Below are 19,441 nucleotides of genomic sequence, written 5' to 3' on the forward strand. Positions count from 1 at the left end.
CACGGGGTACGGGCGGCCCGGCCGGGATGATGCGATCACGAGGCATATCCGTGCGCCGACTGGTGCGAGCCGGCGCCACCACTCCCGGCCTGATGCTCGTCACCGGCGTGGTGCTGGTGCTGATCAGCCTGCTGGCCGGACTGTTCGCCGTCCTCGCGGTGGGGGACCGCGCGGACGCGGCCAAGGCGGTGGCCACCGGCAGTGAACCGCTCGGCGTCAAGACCCAGGAGATCTACCGGGCACTCGCCGACGCCGACGCGACCGCGGCGGCCGGGCTGCTCGAAGGCGGCGTCGAATCGGCCGATGTGCGCGAGCGCTACCAGCGGGCCATCCAGACCGCGTCGAGCACGCTGATCTCCGCGACCGCCGCCGGCGCCACCGGCAAGGTCGCCGAACAGCTCGCCGTGATCGGCGTGCAACTGCCCGAGTACGCCCGCCTGGTCGAGCGCGCCCGCGCCGAGACCCGGCAGGGCAACACGGTCGGCGCCGCCTATCTGCGCTCCGCCTCCAAGAACGTGATGCGCGGCAAGATCCTGCCCGCCGCCACCACGCTGCACGACATGGTGGAAAAGCGCCTCGCCGGCGACCACCGCGACGCCACCTCGACCCCGTGGGTGCCGGTGGCCCTGCTGCTGGTCAGCCTGGCCGCGTTCGCCGCCGCCCTGTGGTTCTTCGCGCTGCGTACGCACCGGCGGATCAACATCGGCCTGTTGATCGCGGGACTGGCCACGCTCGTGTCCATCGGGTGGTTGTGGACCGGGAGCGACACCTCGCGCGGCGACCTCGACCGCAGCCGCAGCGACGGGTGGGGGCCGGTCGAGACGCTCGCCCAGGCCCGTTTCCTGACCCTGCAGGCGCACGGTGACGAGAGCCTGACCCTGGTCATGCGGGGCAGCGACAACGGACAGTACGAGAGCGACTTCAAAGAGGTGTGGGTCAAGCTCGTCGGCGTGCCGGCCGAGGGGGGCCGGCCCGCGGTGACCGGCATGCTGACCCGCGCCGAGCAGGTCACCGGCTCGGACAAGAGCACGCTGGCGAAGGTCAAGGCCGCGCAGGCCGCCGCCGCCGACTGGAAGAAGGCCCACGACGAGGTCTCCTCACTGTACGAGAACGGCGAGTTCGAGAAGGCCGTCGCCCGGGTGACCAAGGCCGACGGCGCCTCGCGGGTGGCCTTCACCAAGATCGACGAGGCGTTGGCGGCCGCGGTCGACAAGGACCAGAAGGACTTCGAACGTTCGGTGGCCGCCGGTCGGGACGCGCTCGCCGGTCTCGACGTCGGCCTGGGCGTACTGGCGCTGATCGCCGCCGCCGCGACCGTGGACGGCGTCCGTCGCGAGGTCGGGAGGTACAACCGGCCATGAACACCCGCATCGCGCTGCCCGCGGTGGTCTGCGCCCTCGTGCTGACCGTCGCCGGTTGCGGCGCCGGGGTCGACCAGCGCGGCACCGGGCAGCCCGGGCAGCCCGCGCTGCCCGCCGCCGCGCCGCGCGCGACCCCGGGACCCGACGCCTCGTGTCCCAACGTCACCGCGAGCCTGCGCCCGACCGGCGCGCTGCCCGCGCCGACCGCGCTGCCCGCCGGCAGCACGATGGAGGTGCTGCGCCGCCGCGGCTTCCTGATCGCCGGCATCGACCAGAGCAGCTTCCCGTTCGGCTTCGTGGACCCGAGGTCGAACACCCTGCGCGGGTTCGACATCGACCTGCTGCGCGAGGTGGCGAAGGCGATCTTCGGCGACGACGGCCCGCAGCGCATCCAGTTCCGGGTGGTGCGCAACGAGGACCGCGCGATCGCGGTCGCGCGCGGCGACGTGGACATCATCGCCGAGACCATGACGATCAACTGTCAGCGCAAGCAGAGCGTCGAGTTCTCCTCGGTCTACTTCAAGGCCGGTCAGCGGCTGCTGGTGCAACGCGACGGCACCGCCGATCGCGCCGACTACGGCGCCGGGTTGGCCGGACTGCCGCGCGACATGCGGGTGTGCTCGGTGCCCGGATCCACCTCGATCGCCCTGCTGCGCGAGCAGGCGCCGCAGGTGAAGGCGGTCGAGGGCGACACCTGGGCGGGCTGCCTGGTGATGCTGCAACAGGGCGAGGCGGACGCGATCACCACCGACGACACGATCCTGGCCGGTCTCCAGGCGCAGGATCGCGTCTTCACCGTCGTGGTCGGCCGCAACCTCACGCTGGAGCCGTACGGCATGGCGATCGCCAAGGATCGCCCCGACTTCGTCCGGTTCGTCAACGCCGTGCTCGAACGAATTCGCCAGAACGGCCGGTGGAAGGAGTTGTACCGGGAGTACCTGGGCAACTCCCTGGCGTCCGAGGTGCCCGACCCGCCCGCGGCCGAATACCGGGACAGCGCGTGAACCGAGCCCCCCGCGTGCTGGGCCGCGACGAGATCGACGAACTGATGGCTCGTCACGAAGCGGAGTACGACGGCATCACCGCCGGTCTGATGGAGTTGGAGAGCCACCCGGGACGGCAACTCCTGGAAGGCGGCCCGCTGACCGGACGCACCGCCGAGCAGTGGGAGACCGGCCGCCGGGCGATCTCCCTGCTGTGGGGGCACCGCGAGGCGTACGGCGCGGTCCTGGATCGGCTGCGCGCGCTGCGCGGTCGGCGCGGCAAGCCGCTGCGGCCGGAGTTGGAGGAGTTGTCCTTCCTGCTGCTGGGGCAGTCCGCCGAACTGGCCGCGCGCGACATCCCGATCGGCCGGCGCGGACTGACCGACCCGGCGACCCAGGCGCGCCGGATGAGCCTGGCCGAACTGGTCGCGGACATGGCACCGGCGTGGACCGAGGTGACCGCCGTGGTCGAGGCGGCGGACGCGGTGTGGACGCGCCTGGTGCCCACCCTGGACCGGGTGGACGCGGGAATCGTGGCCGCCCGGGCCCGGATCGTCGAGCTCGGCGGCCCGGACGCGGTGCCCGAGCAGACCGCGGCGCTGGACGGGATCCGCCGCCGCCTCGAGGCGGCCCGTACCCTGGTGGCCGGCGATCCGCTCGCGCTGACCGGTGCGAACGAGCGCCGCATCGGCACCGTGGACGTCTCCGCCATCGAGGCCGATCTGCGCCAAGTCGCGGACGCGGTGCGACACTTGCTCATCGTCCGGGGGCGCTTCGACGAACGGATCCGCCGACTGGCGGGCATGCTCGACGAGTTGGGGTACCAGGAGGGCGACACGATTCGGCGACGCGCGCACGTGCTCGGCCGGATCAGCGACAAGCGGGTGCCCGAGGTGCCGCTGCGCGCGGCCACGTTGCGGGATCGGCTGGCTTCGGTCACCATGCTCGGCGGCGAGGGCGACTGGGCACGCGTCTCGCGGGAGCTGAGCGTGTTGGAGAACGACGTACAAGGTGCCCGGGACCGGCTGGCGGCCACCCGCGGGCACATCGACGCGCCACTGGCCCGGCGCGACGAACTGCGCGGCCTGGTGCAGTCCTACCGGGCGATGGCCGCACGCGGCGGACACGGCGAGGACGCCGTGCTGGAGTCGCTGTACAGCCACGCCAAGGAGTTGTTGTGGCGAGCACCGTGTGAACTCGAAGTGGCGGTACGGGTGGTGACCCGCTATCAGGAGGCGGTGATCGCCGCGCACCGCGAGGATCGTCCGGACGACAAGGGGGAACAGAGATGACCAAGTGCAATCGCCCGCCTTGCCCGGGCGAGATCGACGACGGGTTCTGCACCGAATGCGGCCGCGAACCGCTGGCCGCCGGCCCGGCACCGGTGGACCCCGGACACGACCCGAACCGGTCCGCGAGGTCCGGCGTCTCCGGCACCGCGGGCACCGCGGGCTCCTCGTCCGCGCGCAGCACCTCCGGGCGCAGCTCCCGGCGTTCCGGCAGCACCGGCACCAGCCGTCGGCTCGGCGGCGGTCTGGTCGAGATGCCCAACGTGCCGCGCCGCAACCCGGAGACCGCGCTCGCGCGCAACCCGGTGATCCCCGAGGAGAAGCGCTTCTGCCGCAAGTGCGAGCAGCCGGTCGGGCGCGGCCGCGGTGGTCGGCCCGGTGTCGCGAACGGGTTCTGCCCGCGCGACCGCACGCCGTTCTCGTTCGCGCCCAAGCTCCAGCGCGACGACATGGTCGGCCAGTACCGGATCATCGGCTGCCTCGCCCGCGGCGGCTTCGGCTGGGTCTATCTCGCCCAGGACACCGCCGCGCACAACATGTGGGTCGTGCTCAAGGGCCTGCTCGGCAGCGACGACGCCGACTCGCGCGCCGCGGCCCTGGCCGAGCAGCGCATCCTCACCCAGATCCAGCACGCCAACATCGTGCACATCCAGACCGTCGTGCAGCACCCGGACCCGCTCACCGGCCAGGACGAGACCTACCTGGTGATGGAGTACGTCGGCGGCCTGTCGCTGATGGACCGGCTCAAGTCGATGCGCGAGAGCGACCCCAAGGCCGTGCTGCCGGTCGAGCAGGTGCTGGCCTACGCGATCGACATCCTGCCCGCGTTCGGCTACCTGCACCAACAGAACCTGGTCTACTGCGACTTCAAGCCGGACAACGTGATCCAGACCGAGGACCAGCTCAAGCTGATCGACCTCGGCGCGGTGACCGACCTGGCCCGACCGGGCAAGTTCACCTACGGCACGGTCGGCTACCAGGCACCCGAGATCGAGACCGTCCGTGCCGAACCGTCGGTCGAATCGGACCTGTTCACCATCGGCCGCACGATGGCGGTGCTCAGCTTCTACTTCGCCGGTTACACCCGCAAGTACAAGGCGGCGCTGCCACCCGCGTCCGATGTGCCGCTGTTCACCGAATTCGAGTCCTACCACCGGCTGTTGCTGCGGGCCACGCACCCCGATCCGGAGCAGCGCTTCGCCTCCGCGGCGGACATGGCCGAGCAGTGCGTCGCGGTGCTGCGCGAGGTGGTCGCGATCCGCTCCGGCGAGCCGCGCCCGGGGGTGTCCGGCCTGTTCGGGCCGGAGACCCGGGTCGTGCACGCCGAGGTGGCCGCGCGCAACACCGAGCCCGGCCTGCTCGCGCCCGCCCCCGACCCGGCGGTGATCGCCGGCGCGCTGCCGGTGCCCCGGGTGGACGCCGCCGATCCGGCCGCGAACCTGCTGGCCACGGTGGCCACCACCAATCCCGACGAGCTGCTCTCCGCGCTCACCGCCGCGGGCATCTCCTCGCCGGAGGGCACCCTGCGGCTGGTCCGGATGTGCATCGAGCAGGGCGATGTGGTGCGCGCCCGGGCCTTCCTCGCGGACATCGACACCGACGACTGGCGACTGCCCTGGTTCGAGGGCCTGGCCGCGCTGTCCGACCAGGATCTCCCGCGCGCCCACGAGTGCTTCGACGGGGTGCGCGGCGCGCTGCCGGGCGAGCCCGCGCCGCGGATCGCGCTCGGCGCGGTCCGTGAACTGATGGGCCGCCACGACGAGGCCGCCGCCGAGTATCGCGGGGTGTGGGCCACCGACCGGGCCTACGTCGCGGCGGCCTTCGGGCTGGCCCGATGCCAACTGGCCACCGGCGACCGGGCGGGTGCGGTGCGCACTCTGGAGAGCGTGCCGGACACCTCGGCCAACCACGTCGCGGCGCAGACCGCGGCGTTGCGCACCCGGATCAGCGGACGCGGCGCGGGCGAGGCGTTGGGCCCCGACCTGACCGCGGCGTCCGACCGGCTGGGCGCGCTGCGCCTGGAGGGCGAGGCGCGCGATCGGCTCGCCGTCGAGTTGTTGGAGACCGCGTTGGAATGGGTCAAGGCGGGCGCGAAGGGTGGGAATTCGGGCACCGGAGACGCGGGTGGAACCGCGAAGGTGCTCGGCAGCGAGTTGAAGGAAAAGCCTCTGCGGTTCGCCTTGGAAAAGTGTTACCGCGATCTGGCCCGGCACGTGACGACGCATGCGGAGCGCATCGCGCTCGTCGACCGGGCGAACGAGGTGCGACCGTGGACGTGGGTGTGATCAGAGTGGCTGGATATGGACGACTGGACGCGGCCGGGCCCGGGGGCGCCCCGGACGGGGACGAGGCCGCCCCGCCCGAGCCGCCGACGGCCGGCGGCGGGGCGTGTCCCTCGTGCGGGCTCGCCGGCGACGCGGACGACCGGTACTGCGAGTCCTGCGGCTACGACCTGGACATCCCGGTGCCGCCGGTGGCCGAACGGCCGCCGCCCAGGCGGGTGGTGACGCCCAGCGGGCACGGCCCGGTGTGCTCCGCGTGCGGTACCGCGACGATCGGCTCGGACGGCTGGTGCGACGCGTGCGGGCGGCCGTTCAACCCGCGCGATCACGTCGAGAGCGACCTGGGGCTGGTCGCGATGGTCAGCAACCGGGGTCTGCGGCACCGGCGCAACGAGGACTCCGCCGCGCTGCGGGTGTTGCGGATGCCGGACGGCAGCGATCACGTGGTCGCGGTGGTGTGCGACGGGGTGTCCTCCTCGCCGCGCCCCGACGAGGCGTCGGCGACCGCCGCCGAGACCGCGTGCGCGACGATGGCGGCCACGCTGGTCGAGGGGTGCGGACCGGCCAAGGCCACCAGCGCGGGGGTGGCCGCCGCGGCGAGCGCGGTGGCCCGGATGCCCGGGGCCGAGGACGCGGGCAACGCCCCCGCGTGCACCCTGGTGTCGGCGATCATGACGCCCGGTGAGATCACCGTGGGCTGGGTCGGCGACAGCCGCGCCTACTGGCTGGCCGATCCGGACAGCGGCGCGGACGACGCCGCGGACGGCGACGACACGCTGCCCGGTGCGAGCACGCTGCCTCGTGGGGCGGTCGGCGAGCCGTACGCGGCCGAGGCGGGGCCGGACGAGGTCCGGCGCACCCCCTCCGCGCTGCTGACCGAGGACGACTCCTGGGCGACCCGGATGATCGCGCTCGGCGCGATGACCGAGGCCGAGGCGTACGCGGACCGCCGCGCGCACGCGATCGTGTCCTGGCTGGGCGCGGACGCGGGCGAGGTGCGGCCCCGGGTGACCAGCCTGCGCCCGTCCGGCCCCGGAGTCCTGCTGCTGTGCAGCGACGGGTTGTGGAACTACCTCTCGGTCGCGCCGACGCTGGCCGCGATGGTGCTGCCCGGCGCGCTGGAACAGCCGCTGGCCGCCGCGCGGATGCTCACCGGCTTCGCGCTCGACCGCGGCGGTGCCGACAACATCACCGTCGCACTGATCCCGTTCAACCCGCCCGGGGATCCGGTGCGCGGCCCCGACCACGTCTGAGCCGGAAACGAAGGAGTCGGATTCATGTCAGGCGCCCCCGAATTCACCATCGAGGTCAACCAGAACCCCTACCTCCCGATGGGAGGTCACGAGGTCCACGCCGTCGCGCACATCCGGGCCTCGGGGCCGCCGACCGGAGTGCGGGCCGGCGCTCGCGGCGCCGAGGTGATCATGGTGGACAGCTCGGGTTCGATGGACTTCCCGTCCACCAAGCTCAAGGCCGCCAAGCAGGCCACCAAGGCCGCGATCGACACGCTGCGCGACGGCACGCTGTTCGCGGTGGTCTCGGGGACCGGCATGGCGTCGATGGTGTACCCGTTCGAGGAGGGCCTGGTCGCGGCCGACGAGCGCACCCGCAAGGAGGCCAAGCGCGAGGTGGACAAGCTCCGCGCGCGCGGCGGCACCTCGATGGGGCAGTGGCTGCTGATGGCCCGCCGCCTGCTGGAACCGCACAAGGACGCGATCCGGCACGCGATCCTGCTCACCGACGGCAAGAACGAGAGCGAGCGCGAGCAGGACCTGGCCGAGGCGATCGCCTACTGCGAGGGCGTGTTCGTCTGCGACTGCCGGGGCATCGGCCTGGACTGGCGGGTGGAGGAGGTGCGCAAGATCTCCACCGCGCTGCTGGGCGACATCGGCCTGGTGAGCGAACCTGCGGATCTGGTCGCGGACTTCACCAAGATGATGCAGAACGCGATGGGCAAGTCGGTGGCCGACGTGACGCTGCGCGTGCGCACCATCAACAACGCCCGGGTGAAGTACGTCAAGCAGACCTACCCGGTGATCGACGACCTGACCGCGCGGCGCACCGAGGTGGGGCCCAACGTCGGCGACTACCCGACCGGTTCGTGGGGCGGCGAGAGCAAGCACTACCACGTGTGCCTGGAGGTCGAGCCGGACGAGGTCAACCCGGGCGGCAAGCGCCGCCCGTGTCAGATCTCGGTGGTGCTGCCGGACGGCGCGGGCGGTCTGGAGCTGGCCAAGGCCGGCGTGTTCGCGCAGTGGACCGACGACGAGGAACTCTCCACCCGGATCAACCAGGAGGTGGCCAAGGTCACCGGCCGGGAGAAGCTGGCCAACGCGGTCCAGGAGGGCCTGCAGGCCCGTCGGGACGGGGACGAGACCACCGCGACCGCGCGGCTGGTGCAGGCCCTGGAACTGGCCAACGAGGCGGGTGACGAGCACACCGCGCGGCTGCTCGGCCGGGTCGTGGAGATCGAGGCGGACGGCACCAGCAGGCTCCGCAACGACGACGACGAGGGAATGATGATCATCGACGTCGAGTCGCACAAGACCGCCCGGGTGGGACCGCCGAACGAGGGCTGAGCCTGGTTGCCGGCACGCGTCGAGCTGGGTACGGGAACAGGAAGGAGGTCCGCTCATGCACATCTGTCCGGTCGGTCATGAGTCCACCGCCGCGGACTACTGCGACGAGTGCGGGCGCACGATGCCCACCGCCGGGGATCCGTCCGACGGCCCGATCACCCCGGGCCCCGGCTCCGGGGGGCCGGGGCCGGGCGGGGACGTGCTGACCTGTCGCTTCTGCGCGACCGAGTACACGCCGGACGACCAGTTCTGCGAGGGCTGCGGGCACGAGTTGACGCACGGATCGAACGAGATCCACGGCGGGGCGGGGGAGCGCACGAATGCCGGGGGCGGCGAGCAGGGCGGCCACGGCGAGCAGGGCGGCCGGGGCGGCCGGGGCGGCCAGGGCGGCCGGGGTGAGCAGGGCGGGTCGGGGCCGACCCAGGACCCGCCGCCTTCCCGCACGGTGTGGACGGCCCGCGTGGTGCCCGACCACGACTACTTCCTGCGGGTGCTCGAATGGGACGGCCCGGACGCGCACAGCATGCGTTTCCCGCACGAACAGGAGCCGTGGACGCTGGAGTTGACCGGCGAGTCGATGCGCATCGGCCGGCGCAACTCCAGTACGAGCTCGGCCCCGCCGGAGATCCCGATCGGTGACCCGGGAGTCTCCCGCCGCCACGCGATGTTGCTGCGCTGCGGGGACGGCACGTGGGAGGTGATGGACCTGGGATCGGCCAACGGGACCACCATCAACGCCGGTTTCGACCGGGTCCGCCGCGACCCGGTGCACCTCAAGGACGGCGACCGCGTGCACGTGGGTGCCTGGACCACGCTGGAGATCCGGCGCGTGGAGCTGTGAGGCCGCCGGCGCGGCGACGCCGGTCGGACCCGGGGGCACGCCCCACGGCCGACCGGCGCCGGTGCGGTCAGCCGGTCGCGGCCACGCCCGGGGCCAACGCGGCCAGGATCGGGCCCGGGTCGGCGGCGGCCTCGGCCGAGGTCAGCCGCGCGGTGACGCGTCCCGTGGACAACACCGTCAGATGATCCGCGATGCCCTGGACGAAGCCCAGTTGCGGGGCGGCGACCAGGATGGTCAGCCCCTCGTCGGCGAGCGTGGTGATCAGCGCCCGGATCTGCTCGGCGATCACCGGGGACAGGCCCTCGGTCGGCTCGTCCAGCAGGATCAGCCGCGGCCCGCCGAGCAGCGCCCGGGCGATCGCGAGCATCTGCTGCTCGCCGCCGGAGAGTTGCGAACCCCGGTTGCCCGCGCGCTCGCCCAGGCGCGGCAGTAGCTCCAGCACCCGCGCGGGGGTCCACGCGGCGTGCTTGCGGTGCGCCAGCTTGAGATGCTCGGCCACGGTCAGGCTCGCGAACACCCGCCGACCCTGCGGCACCAGGCCGATGCCCGCGAGCGAGACGCGGTGCGCGGGACGCCCGGTGAGGTCGCCGCCGTCCAGCGCCACGCGTCCGCCGGAGGGCTTGAGCAGCCCCGCGACGGTGTGGATGAGGGTGGACTTGCCCGCTCCGTTGGCGCCCAGGAGCGCGTGCACCGTGCCCTCGGGGATGCTCAGGTCCACCCCGTGCAGCACCGAGCCGCCCTGGTAGCCCGCCGTCAGTTCGCCGATCTCCAGCACGATTCAGCCCACTTCCTGGTGCTCGGGCTCGGACGCGCCCAGATACGTGTCGCGTACCGCCTGGTCCGCCGCGATCTCGTCCGGCGTACCGGTGGCCAGCAGTTGTCCGGACGCCAGCACCGTCACGGTGTCGGTGACCTCGCGCACCAGCGCGAAGTTGTGCTCGACCAGCACCATGGTCACCTCGGCCGGCAGCGCCTTGAGCACCGCGGCCAGCCGCTCGATGTCGGTGTCGGTCAGGCCCGCGGCCGGCTCGTCCAGCAGCAGGAGCTTCGGATGGCCCGCGAGGGCCATCGCGATGTCGAGCAACCGCCGGGAGCCGTGCGAGAGTTCGCCGGCGATCTCGTCCGCGCGGTCGGTCAGGCCGACGGTCTCCAGATGGGTCGCCGCCTCACCCGCCAACGCGCGGTAGCGAGTGGGTCGCCACGCCGTGCCGGTGACCCGGGAGTGCCGCCACGCGGCCAGCGTCACGTTGTCCAGGACGGAGAGCGAGGGCACCACCGCGGGCTGCTGGAACGCGCGCGCGATGCCGAGCCGGGACCGGCGCGCCGGGGGCAGCCGGGTGATGTCGCGACCGGCGAACACGATGCTGCCCGAGGTCACCGGGATCGCGCCCGCGACCATGCCGAGCACGGTCGACTTGCCCGCGCCGTTGGGGCCGAGGAGCGCGTGCCGGGCGCCGCGGCGCACGGTCAGATCCAGGCCGTCCACCGCCGCCAGCGCGCCGTAGCGGCGGGTCAGGCCGGTGATGGTGAGCAGCGCCTCCGGGTCGGCGCCGGCTTCCGGCTTCGTGACCGGATCCGGTGCCTCCTCCTCGGGTGTCCCCGCTTTCGCTTCCTTGTCCGCCGCGGCGCCGGCCCGGGCCAGGGCCCGCCACGCGGCGCGTGGGCCGCCCGCCGTCAACCCGACCAGGCCGCCCGGCAGCGTGTACACCGCGATCAGGAACAGCGCGCCCAGCAGCAGCGGCCCGTGTCCCGGCCAGGGACCGGAGAGCCAGTCCCGGGTGAACACGATCAGCGCCGCGCCGATCATCGCGCCGACCAGCGACGCGCCGCCGCCGATGACCACCGCGAGCAGCACCAGCGAGGAGGTGTCGAAGCCGATGTGCGCGGGCGAGATGTAGCGCTGCACCGAGATCAGCAACGCCCCGGCGACACCCGCGAGCGCGCCGACCCCGATGTAGGTGATCGAGAGGTAGCGGGTCACCGGGTGGCCGGTCGCGCGCATCCGGGTCTCGTTCTCGCGCGCGCCGTCCAGCAGCAGACCGGCGGGCGAGCGCAGCACCAGCGCGGTGATCCCGATCACCACGAGCGTGGTGATCAGCACGTACCAGTAGGTGTCCACGTCGTCGACGAGGTCGCCCATGCCCCAGAAGGGCTCGATCGGCGGCACGCCGGACTTGCCGTCGGTGCCGCCGGTGACCGACTTCCACTTCTCCGCGGCGGTGCGCACCAGTTCGCCGACGGCCAGGGTGATCATCAGCACGGTGACGCCGCGCGTGCGCACCACGATCGGCGCGGTGACCGCGTTGAACAGGGCGCCCGCGGCGGCCGCGACCAGGGTGTGCACGACGCCGATCCGCATGCCGTGCTCGGCCAGGATCGCCGCCGTGTAGCCGCCGACCGCGTACGGCGCGACCTGGCCCAGCGAGGGCAGTCCGGCGCCGCCGCCGAGCACCGCGACACTGGCCGCGAGCACGCCCAGGGACAGCGCCTGGGACAGCAGGATCAGGGTGAACAGGCCGACCAGGTACGGCGCCGCGAACAACCACACGATCGCGGCGACGGCCAGGATTCGGCCCACCAGGACCGCGCGCGGCGAGCGCAGCGCGGTGCGCGCGCGCAGGGCGAGGGTGGTCATACTCGGCTCCCCGTCGGGCCGAAGCGCGCGGTGCGCGCGATCAGCATCACGGCCATCGTGGCGAACAGCAGATAGGGCGCGAGGTCGGGCATCAGCGTGACGCCGAGCGTCTGCACCTCGCCGACCAGGATCGCCGCCAACAGCGCACCGCCGACCGAACCCAGCCCGCCGATCACCACGACCAGCAGGGATTGCAGCAGCACGGTGTTGGCCACCGACGTGGACGGGCCGATGATCGGCGCGCCCAGACCGCCCGCGAGGCCGGCCAGCGCGCCCGCGGCGATCAGCACGCCGGTGCGCACCCGGGCCGGCGAGATGCCGCCGGCCGCGAGCATCTGGGGGTCGTCCACCGACGCGCGCACGGCCGCGCCGACGCGGGTACGCGAGAGCACGTACCAGCCGCCGACCCCGAGCACGACCGCGACCACGATGAACGCGAGTCGGTAGCCCGGGTAGTTGTGGCCCAGGATCGACACCGGCTTCTCCAGTGCGCCGGGCACCGAGACCTGGGGGTCGTCCTTGCCGAACGTGGTGGTCAGCAGATCGCTGCCGACCAGCGCGACGCCGAAGGTCAGCATGGCCTGTGCCATGTGGCCTCTGCCGGCGATCGGCGCGGTCAGCGCCGCGAGCACCCCGCCACCGGCCGCGCCCGCCCCGATGCCCGCGAGCACCGCCAGCGCCAGACCCACCCACGAGCCGTCGGCGACGGCGGTCGCGGTGTAGGCGGCGAACGCGTAGAGCGTGCCGTGCGCCAGGTTGAGGACTCCGCCCGAGCCGAAGGCCAGAGTCAGGCCCGCGGCCACGACGAACAGCAGCAGCCCGTAGGCCACTCCGTCCAGGGCCGGGATGAAATTGTCGTCGAACCAGCCCACGGCACGCTCCCTTTCGCTCCGAATCCGCCGCTAGCCGAGCGTGCCGAGTTCGCGGACCATGACGTTGCTGAGCGCGGTGCCGTCCTGCTTGACCTCACGCAGGTACCACTTCTGCACCGGCGCGTGCGTGTTCGGGTTGAACTCCCAGGAACCGCGCGGGCTGTCGACCTTGCCGGTCTTGGCGATCGCGGCGTTGACCGTCTCCGGGGTGACCTTGTCACCCGCGGCGGCGATCGCCTTGTCCAGCACGGCGGCCGCGTCGTACATGGTCGCCGACATCATCGTCGGCAGCGCGTTGTACTTGCCCTGGTAGGCCGCGACGAACGAGCGATTGGCCGGAATGTCCAGGGTGGGCGTGTAGTTGAGCGAGGTGAACACGCCCTTGGCGGCGTCGCCCTCGGCCCCGAGCACGGCACCCTCGGTCAGGAAGCCCGCGGCGTACAGCGGGATGTCCTTGACGTCGGACTGCTTGTACTGCTTGACGAAGTTCACCGCGGCGGTGCCCGCGTAGAACGTGTAGACCGCCTTGGCACCCGAGTTCTTGATCTCGGTGAAGTACGGCTGGAAGTTGGTCGTGGCCGGGAACGGGGTCCACTTGGTCTTGCCGTCGGGGTTCGCCAGCTTGCCGCCGGCCTGCTCGAAGGTCTTGGTGAAGCCGCCCAGCTGGTCCCAACCACCCTGGTAGTCCGGGCCGATCGCGTAGACCGAGCCGGCCACGTTCTCCTTGATGTACGGCGCCGCCGCCACACCCGGCTCCTCGGAGAGGTAGCTGGTGTGCCAGACGTAGTCCGGCTTGTCGATCTTGCCGGGGCGACCGACGGCGCCGATCATCGGCACCTTGTTGTCGTTGACGATCTGCACGTTGGCGGCCACCGTGGCCGCGTTGGACAGACCGACCACCGCGGTGACCTTGTCCTGCTTGATCAGCTTGGTGACCGAGGGCACCGAGGTCTGCGGGCCGTCGCCCTCGTCGGTGATCACGAGCTCGATCTTGTGCCCGCCCAGCTTGCCGTCGTGCTGGTCGAGGTAGGTCTGGAAGCCGTTCTGCAGGTCCGGGCCGAGCGACGCGTAGACACCGGTCAGCGGGATCGTCAGGCCGATCTTGAGCGTGCCCGAGGACGATCCGCCCTTCTTGTCGTCCGCCGCGCTGCCGCTGCACGCGGTGGTGAAGGCGAGGGCGCCGGCGATCAGGCCGGCGGCGGTGACGCGGAACGTGCGTCGGGTTATGGGACTTGCCGGGGTCATGACGTGCTCCAGGGTTTGGACGTGGGAGAGCGATCGAGCGAAGGGAGGGCCGCGTCGGGAGGGACGCGAGGGTGCTTCGTTCAGCCCAGCGCGCCGCGCTGTACGTGCAGGAAGCGCTCGCGGGCGGCCGGGGTCAGGGCCGGGCCGACCTGGTTGATCAGCTCGGCCATCTCGAACGAGACCTGACCGATGTCACACTCCCGCGAGGCCAGCACCAGCAGCGAGGCGCCGTCGCTGACCTGCATGGAGAACATGAACGCGCCGTTCATCTCGGTCAGGTTGCTGGCCACCGGGTCGGTGCCGAACAGTCGTGCGGCACCGGCCAGCAGGCTGACCAGGCCGGACGCGACCGCGCCGAGCTGGTCGGCGCGGTCCTGCGGCAGTGAACTGGTGTTGGCCACCACGAGACCGTCCGCGGAGACCGCGACGGCGTGCAGCACCTCGGGCACCCGGGTGGCGAAATCGTTGAGCAGCCAACTCAGATCGGCTGCGGTGGGGTGGGTCACGATCTCTCCTTGTGATCCGGTTCGCCGCCGCCGGGGCGGGGCGAGGGGGCGCGGCGGGCCCGGCTGTGCCCGATGCCCTGCGCGAAGGCGGACATGGCCGCGGACACCTGGCGGGCGTCCCGACGGTCCGGCGTGTTGTTCGCCCGGGCGGGCGTTCCGGCCGAGCCGACCAGCGGCGCGGCGGGTGCGGCGGGGCTGCCCGGGTGCACGGTGGGAGTGTCCCGGCGAACCCGCAGCGGCAGGCCCGTGTTCGTGGTGCGGCCGGACTCCGTCGGTTCCGGAGCCGACGGCAGCGACCGCTCCGGACGCCGCTCGGGTTCGACCCGCGCCGGCGGGGCCGGCGGGGCGAGGGCGGGCGGGGCAGGGGCTGCGGGCGCGGGCGGCCGAGCACCGGTGAAGCGCAGTCCCGAGGGCGCGGGCTCACGCGGTCCGGGAGCGCTCGCGTCGCTGACCGGTTGCGGCCGGGTGGGCGTGAACACGCTCGGCACCGGCTCGAACGGACCCGGGTCGGGATGGCCGCCGGCGCGTACGCCGACGTCCGGCGCCCGACCGGAGGGGGGCAGTTGCGCGACCTCGGCCTTGGGCACGCCGCGGTGCCGGCCGGGGCGATCGCGGAAGACCACGATGTCCTCGGGCAGGCCGACCTCGGCGACCGTGCCGCCCTGCGGGCCCGGGGCCAGGGTGATCGTGATGCCGTAGCGCGTGGCCAGGTGGCCGGCCACGGTCAGACCCATCGCGCGCACCGCGTGCACGTCCAACTGGGCCGGCGACGCGAGGCGTTCGTTGAACCCGGCCAGTCGTTCCGGGGTGATGCCCACGCCGGAGTCGGTCACGGTCAGCACCGCGCCGTCGCCGCGCCGGTTCGCCTGGAGAACCACCCAGGTCTCCGGACGGCTGAACTTGGTCGCGTTGTCCAGCAGTTCGGCGAGCAGGTGCGCGACGTCGTCGCGGGCCCGCCCGGCGATCAGGATGCGCGGGTCCACCGCGCCGGGGTCGACCCGGGTGAACCGTTCGATCCGGCCGATCGCCGCGCGTGCGACGTCCAGGAGCAGCGCGTCCTCGCGTACGCGCGCGGTGCCCTCGCCGCCGAGCACCAGCAGACTGGTGTTGTTGCGGCCCATGCGCTGGACCAGGTGGTCGAGCGAGTACAGCCGCTTGAGCCGGTCCGGGTCGTGCTCGTGTGCCTCGGCCTCGTCGAGGACCTTGACCAGGCCGTCGGTGAGCCGCTGGTTGCGGCGGGCGAGCGCGACCAGCACGGTGGCGATACCGGCCCGCAGGACCGCCTGTTCGGCGGCGATGCGGACGGCGGCGGTGAAGACGGTGTTGAACGCCGAGCCCACCTCGGCGATCTCGTCCTTGCCGCGCACCTCGATGGGGGAGCCCGCGCGTTCGGCGATCTCGTCGGCGGTCGCGCCGTCGAGGGAACGCCCCTGCTGGAGCTTGGCGACCGCGTCCGGCAGACCGGTGTAGGCCACCTCGTGCGCGGTATCGCGCAGGCGCAGCAGTTCGCGCGTCATCGGCCGGCCCAGGCGCAGCACCAGGAGCACGGCGGCGGCCAGCGCGAGCAGCACCGCCGCGGCCTGTCCGACCGCCCACCAGCGTCGGCTGTCGCGTTCGTCGCTGACCGAGGCCAGCACCGACGCGTCCACGCGGCGTTCGACGTCGCTGATCCGGGCGATCCGGTCGGCGGTCGCCTTGGTCCACACGTCCTGAGGGATCAGGATGGGTGTGTCCACCTTGGCCCGGGAGACGGCGTCCTCGAGCTGGTGCACGGCCAGGATCTCCGGGCCGGTCTGGGCGAGTTCCAGCCAGCCCAGCCATTCCTCGTCGGCGAGCGACTCGAAGGACGTCTCGCTCTCGTCGTAGCCGGTCCGGGTGGCCAGGATGTCCTGCTGTTGGGACGGCGAGATCCGGCTGGACGCCAACGCGCGCAGGACCGCCGTCTGTTGTTGCCCCAGCCACTCCGTGGCGTGCGAGAGCGCGGCGGCGGCACGCAGGCGGTCCGAGTTGTCGGGGCCGGCGCCGCCGGCCTGGGCCACGCTGTCGCGGTAGTCGAGCGCGTCCGCGATCAGGATGCGGTAGCGGAAGACGACGGCGGTCAGCGAGGTGCCCTTGGGGGCCTGGACCTGTTCGCGCAGCGCGGTCAGGTCGGTCAGACCCGCGTCCAGCCTGCGCAACCGTTCCTTGGTGTTGCCGGGGATCGAGCCGAGGTCCTTGCGCAACTTGCGGTAGCGCGTGGCGCTCTCGTCCGTCGCGGCGGTGCGCTGGTGGTACGTGACCAGCGCGCCGCTGCCGGCCTCCGGCCACAGCACCGCGGCGGCGGCCGCGCGTTCGCTCTGCAGGCGGTGCGCGAGCTCGCCCGCCTCCGCGGAGACCTTGGTCAGCGAGCGCAGGCGGTTCGCGTCGAGGGCCTCGCCGGTCGTGGTGGACACGGCGAGTCCCGCGGACCCCACCATCACGGTGAGGGGCACGGCGACGAGCAGGACGAGTTTCCGAGTGATGTTCAGGTCGTCCACCACCAGGTCGGTACCGGGGTGGAGCGAGGCAGGGATACGGAGTCGAGTATTCCGCTTGTCAAGTACGTCATTTTCCCGATGATTCGCACTTTCCGGTCTTGCGCTTTCGGTGACGCGGATCGCGTCCTATTCCGTGCACGACGGGCAGAGCCTAGCGGCATTCGCACGTGTGCTCGCAGTGGCCGGTGGGTAATGCATCGCGCGCGCCGCATACGGCGGCGAATGTTGACATCCGTAAGTTAACCCTGCGAAGGAATACGGGTGGTCGGTCATGGCAATACACAGACGCATATCACATGATTTGGCCCCGACTTCTGCTGTCGGACACCTTTATCCGTATTTCGCCCCCCATCTCCCGACGCCCGTTTGCCAACCATTCGTTGGGATATACCGGATCGTTGTCCTCCGTTTTCGGAGTATCGACCGACCGGATGGTCGATCCCGGCTGCCTAGACTGGGCCGAGACCGATCCCGGCGGACCGAATTGGGAGAGTCACATGCAGCGTCGACGCGCCCTGGCTTTTTTCCTGGCCGTGCCGATCGCCGCCGCCGCGGGGACGGCCGTGTGGGTCACCGACTCGTCCTCCTCCGACGGCGCCCCCGGGACCGACCCGGGCGCGGCCCCGGGCTCGGGCGGGCCGGACCCCGGTGGTGCCGAGGCCGATGAACCGCCGCCCGGACCCCTCGCCGCCGACGCCCGAGGACTGGTCCCGATCCCGGTCGAGGCGCACGGCGCCCAGGGCGCGGGCTGGGCCCTGTCCCGGGACACCCGGGTGCGGGCCGCGACCGAGGCCGCGCGGGCGGTCGCCGAGGTGGTCGCCGCCGAACTGCGCACCGCCACCGGCCTGCCCCTGCCCGTGGTGGTCGAAGCCCGCGCCCGCGCCGGAACCGACCTGTCCCTGGTGTTGGACCCGCCCGGGGCGACGCCGGCGGACCGGCCGGCCGGCGACGAGGCGTACACGCTGACCGTGACCGAGCACGGCGCCACGATCCGCGCGAGCGCTCCGGCCGGCCTGTATCGAGGCGCCCAGACGCTGCGCCAACTGGTGCCGGCCCGGGCGCCGTTCGAACTGCGTCCCGCCGTGGTCCGGGACGCGCCGCGGTATCCGTACCGGGGCATCATGATCGACCTGGCCCGGCACTTCTACCCGCCCGCCGAGATGCGCCGGCTGATCGACCACATCGCCGCCTACAAGTTCAACCACCTGCACCTGCACCTGACCGACGACCAGGGCTGGCGGATCGCGATCGAGGGCCGACCCCGGCTCACCGGGATCGGCGCCTCGACCCAGGTCGGCGGCGGGCCGGGCGGCTTCTGGACGGCGGCCGACTACCAGGGGGTGATCCGCTACGCGGCCGAGCGCTTCATCACCGTGGTGCCCGAGATCGACATGCCCGGACACACCAACGCGGCGATCGTGGCCTACCCGGAACTGGCCTGCGACGGACGCAAGTACGCCCCCTACACCGGTACCCAGGTCGGCTTCTCCGCGCTGTGCGTGGACGGCGAGGCGACCTACACCTTCCTCGACGAGGTGCTCGGCCGGCTCGCCGAACTCACCCCGGGCCCCTACCTGCACATCGGCGGCGACGAGACGCACACCCTCAAGCCCGCGCAGTACCGGGCGTTCATGTCCCGCGCGCAGCCGCTGGTGGCCAGGCACGGCAAACAACTCATCGCGTGGCACCAACTGGCGGCGGGCGACCCGGTGCCCGGCGCGATCATCGAGTACTGGGGCGCGTCCAAGCAGGACGCGGCCGCGGTCGCCGCCGCCGCGCGGGCCGGGCACAAGGTGGTGATGGCCCCGGCCGACCACGCCTACCTGGACATGAAGTACGCGGGAGGCGAGCGGCTCGGGGTGACCTGGGCGGGCACCGTCGATGTGCGCGCGTCGTACGACTGGGAACCCTCGACGCACCTGCCGGGGCTGCCCGCGGACGCGGTGCTCGGGGTCGAGGGCGCGCTGTGGGGCGAGACGATCAAGAGCGTCGCGGACGCCGAGTATCTGCTCTTCCCGCGGATCGCGGCGGTCGCCGAGGCGGCCTGGTCCCGGCCGGAGCGGCGCGACTGGGCGGACTTCAGGACCCGGGTCGGCACGCACGAGGCGCGGTGGGAGGCGCGGGGGATCAACTACGCGCGGAAGTTGACCTGACGCGGGCGCCCGGCGCGGGCGGGTTCGGTCGTCGGGGCCTGTCTTCGGAGCCTGCGCTCGGGGCCTGTGCGTCGATTTCGGCTCGTACCTCGTGCCCACACCCCGTGCTCGGGTCCGTGCTCGGGCCGTCCCTCGGGTACCGGCCCACCGATCGGATCGATCGGCGGGCCGGTACCCGG

Annotated in this window: 13 protein-coding genes and 1 pseudogene; 8 read left to right on the forward strand and 6 right to left on the reverse strand. The window is 72.6% G+C overall.

Going from position 1 to position 19,441, the window contains the following annotated elements; translation table 11 throughout:
- Nucleotides 1-50: 50 nt before the first annotated feature.
- The 7 genes from ACWCPW_RS35890 to ACWCPW_RS35920 are packed head-to-tail and all read left to right on the forward strand — an operon-like array spanning nucleotide 51 to nucleotide 9,335.
- Nucleotides 51-1,361: a hypothetical protein gene (locus ACWCPW_RS35890; RefSeq protein ID WP_449765753.1), complete on the forward strand. Its 1,311-nt coding sequence runs from the start codon at nucleotides 51-53 to the stop codon at nucleotides 1,359-1,361.
- Nucleotides 1,358-2,365: a glutamate ABC transporter substrate-binding protein gene (locus ACWCPW_RS35895; RefSeq protein ID WP_449765754.1), complete on the forward strand. Its 1,008-nt coding sequence runs from the start codon at nucleotides 1,358-1,360 to the stop codon at nucleotides 2,363-2,365. Before ACWCPW_RS35890 ends, ACWCPW_RS35895 begins: the two co-directional genes overlap by 4 nt.
- Nucleotides 2,362-3,636 carry a hypothetical protein gene (locus ACWCPW_RS35900; RefSeq protein WP_449765755.1) on the forward strand — a complete coding sequence of 425 codons (1,275 nt, stop codon included), beginning with the start codon at nucleotides 2,362-2,364 and terminating at the stop codon, nucleotides 3,634-3,636. Before ACWCPW_RS35895 ends, ACWCPW_RS35900 begins: the two co-directional genes overlap by 4 nt.
- Nucleotides 3,633-5,918 carry a tetratricopeptide repeat protein gene (locus ACWCPW_RS35905; protein WP_449765756.1) on the forward strand — a complete coding sequence of 762 codons (2,286 nt, stop codon included), beginning with the start codon at nucleotides 3,633-3,635 and terminating at the stop codon, nucleotides 5,916-5,918. Before ACWCPW_RS35900 ends, ACWCPW_RS35905 begins: the two co-directional genes overlap by 4 nt.
- Entirely contained in the window at nucleotides 5,915-7,168 is a 1,254-nt protein-coding gene (locus ACWCPW_RS35910; protein ID WP_449765757.1) for a protein phosphatase 2C domain-containing protein, read from the forward strand. The genes ACWCPW_RS35905 and ACWCPW_RS35910 overlap by 4 nt, the downstream gene beginning before the upstream one ends.
- A 24-nt stretch (nucleotides 7,169-7,192) precedes the next feature.
- Nucleotides 7,193-8,494 carry a VWA domain-containing protein gene (locus ACWCPW_RS35915; protein ID WP_449765758.1) on the forward strand — a complete coding sequence of 434 codons (1,302 nt, stop codon included), beginning with the start codon at nucleotides 7,193-7,195 and terminating at the stop codon, nucleotides 8,492-8,494.
- Nucleotides 8,495-8,549: 55 nt separating this feature from the next.
- Nucleotides 8,550-9,335 (forward strand): FHA domain-containing protein, encoded by a 786-nt coding sequence (locus tag ACWCPW_RS35920; protein WP_449765759.1) that lies wholly within the window; start codon nucleotides 8,550-8,552, stop codon nucleotides 9,333-9,335.
- 67 nt (nucleotides 9,336-9,402) lie between these two features.
- Here the strand turns inward: ACWCPW_RS35920 and ACWCPW_RS35925 are convergent, their stop codons facing one another.
- From ACWCPW_RS35925 to ACWCPW_RS35950, 6 genes and pseudogenes are all read right to left on the reverse strand, one after another.
- Nucleotides 9,403-10,110, reverse strand: coding sequence for an ABC transporter ATP-binding protein (locus ACWCPW_RS35925; RefSeq protein WP_449765760.1), 708 nt, complete (start codon nucleotides 10,108-10,110; stop codon nucleotides 9,403-9,405).
- A 3-nt stretch (nucleotides 10,111-10,113) separates the two neighbouring features.
- A complete protein-coding gene (locus ACWCPW_RS35930; protein WP_449765792.1) occupies nucleotides 10,114-10,821 on the reverse strand; it encodes an ABC transporter ATP-binding protein in 708 nt (235 codons plus the stop codon).
- Nucleotides 10,822-10,959: 138 nt separating this feature from the next.
- Nucleotides 10,960-12,842, reverse strand: a pseudogene (locus tag ACWCPW_RS35935) (ABC transporter permease); the annotation flags it as partial.
- 30 nt (nucleotides 12,843-12,872) lie between these two features.
- Nucleotides 12,873-14,087: an ABC transporter substrate-binding protein gene (locus ACWCPW_RS35940; protein ID WP_449765761.1), complete on the reverse strand. Its 1,215-nt coding sequence runs from the start codon at nucleotides 14,085-14,087 to the stop codon at nucleotides 12,873-12,875.
- 80 nt (nucleotides 14,088-14,167) lie between these two features.
- Entirely contained in the window at nucleotides 14,168-14,593 is a 426-nt protein-coding gene (locus ACWCPW_RS35945) for a roadblock/LC7 domain-containing protein (protein ID WP_360314312.1), read from the reverse strand.
- The gene (locus ACWCPW_RS35950) at nucleotides 14,590-17,109 is read right to left on the reverse strand and encodes a sensor histidine kinase (protein WP_449765762.1); all 2,520 of its coding nucleotides are present in this window, start codon (nucleotides 17,107-17,109) and stop codon (nucleotides 14,590-14,592) included. The genes ACWCPW_RS35945 and ACWCPW_RS35950 overlap by 4 nt, the downstream gene beginning before the upstream one ends.
- Nucleotides 17,110-17,606: 497 nt before the next feature.
- On the opposite strand from ACWCPW_RS35950, the gene ACWCPW_RS35955 reads away from it, so the two are divergent.
- Complete coding sequence (locus ACWCPW_RS35955) at nucleotides 17,607-19,262, forward strand: family 20 glycosylhydrolase (RefSeq protein WP_449765763.1); 1,656 nt, start codon at nucleotides 17,607-17,609, stop codon at nucleotides 19,260-19,262.
- The last annotated feature ends 179 nt before the right edge of the window (nucleotides 19,263-19,441 follow it).

The sequence above is a fragment of the Embleya sp. NPDC001921 genome (assembly GCF_053594475.1).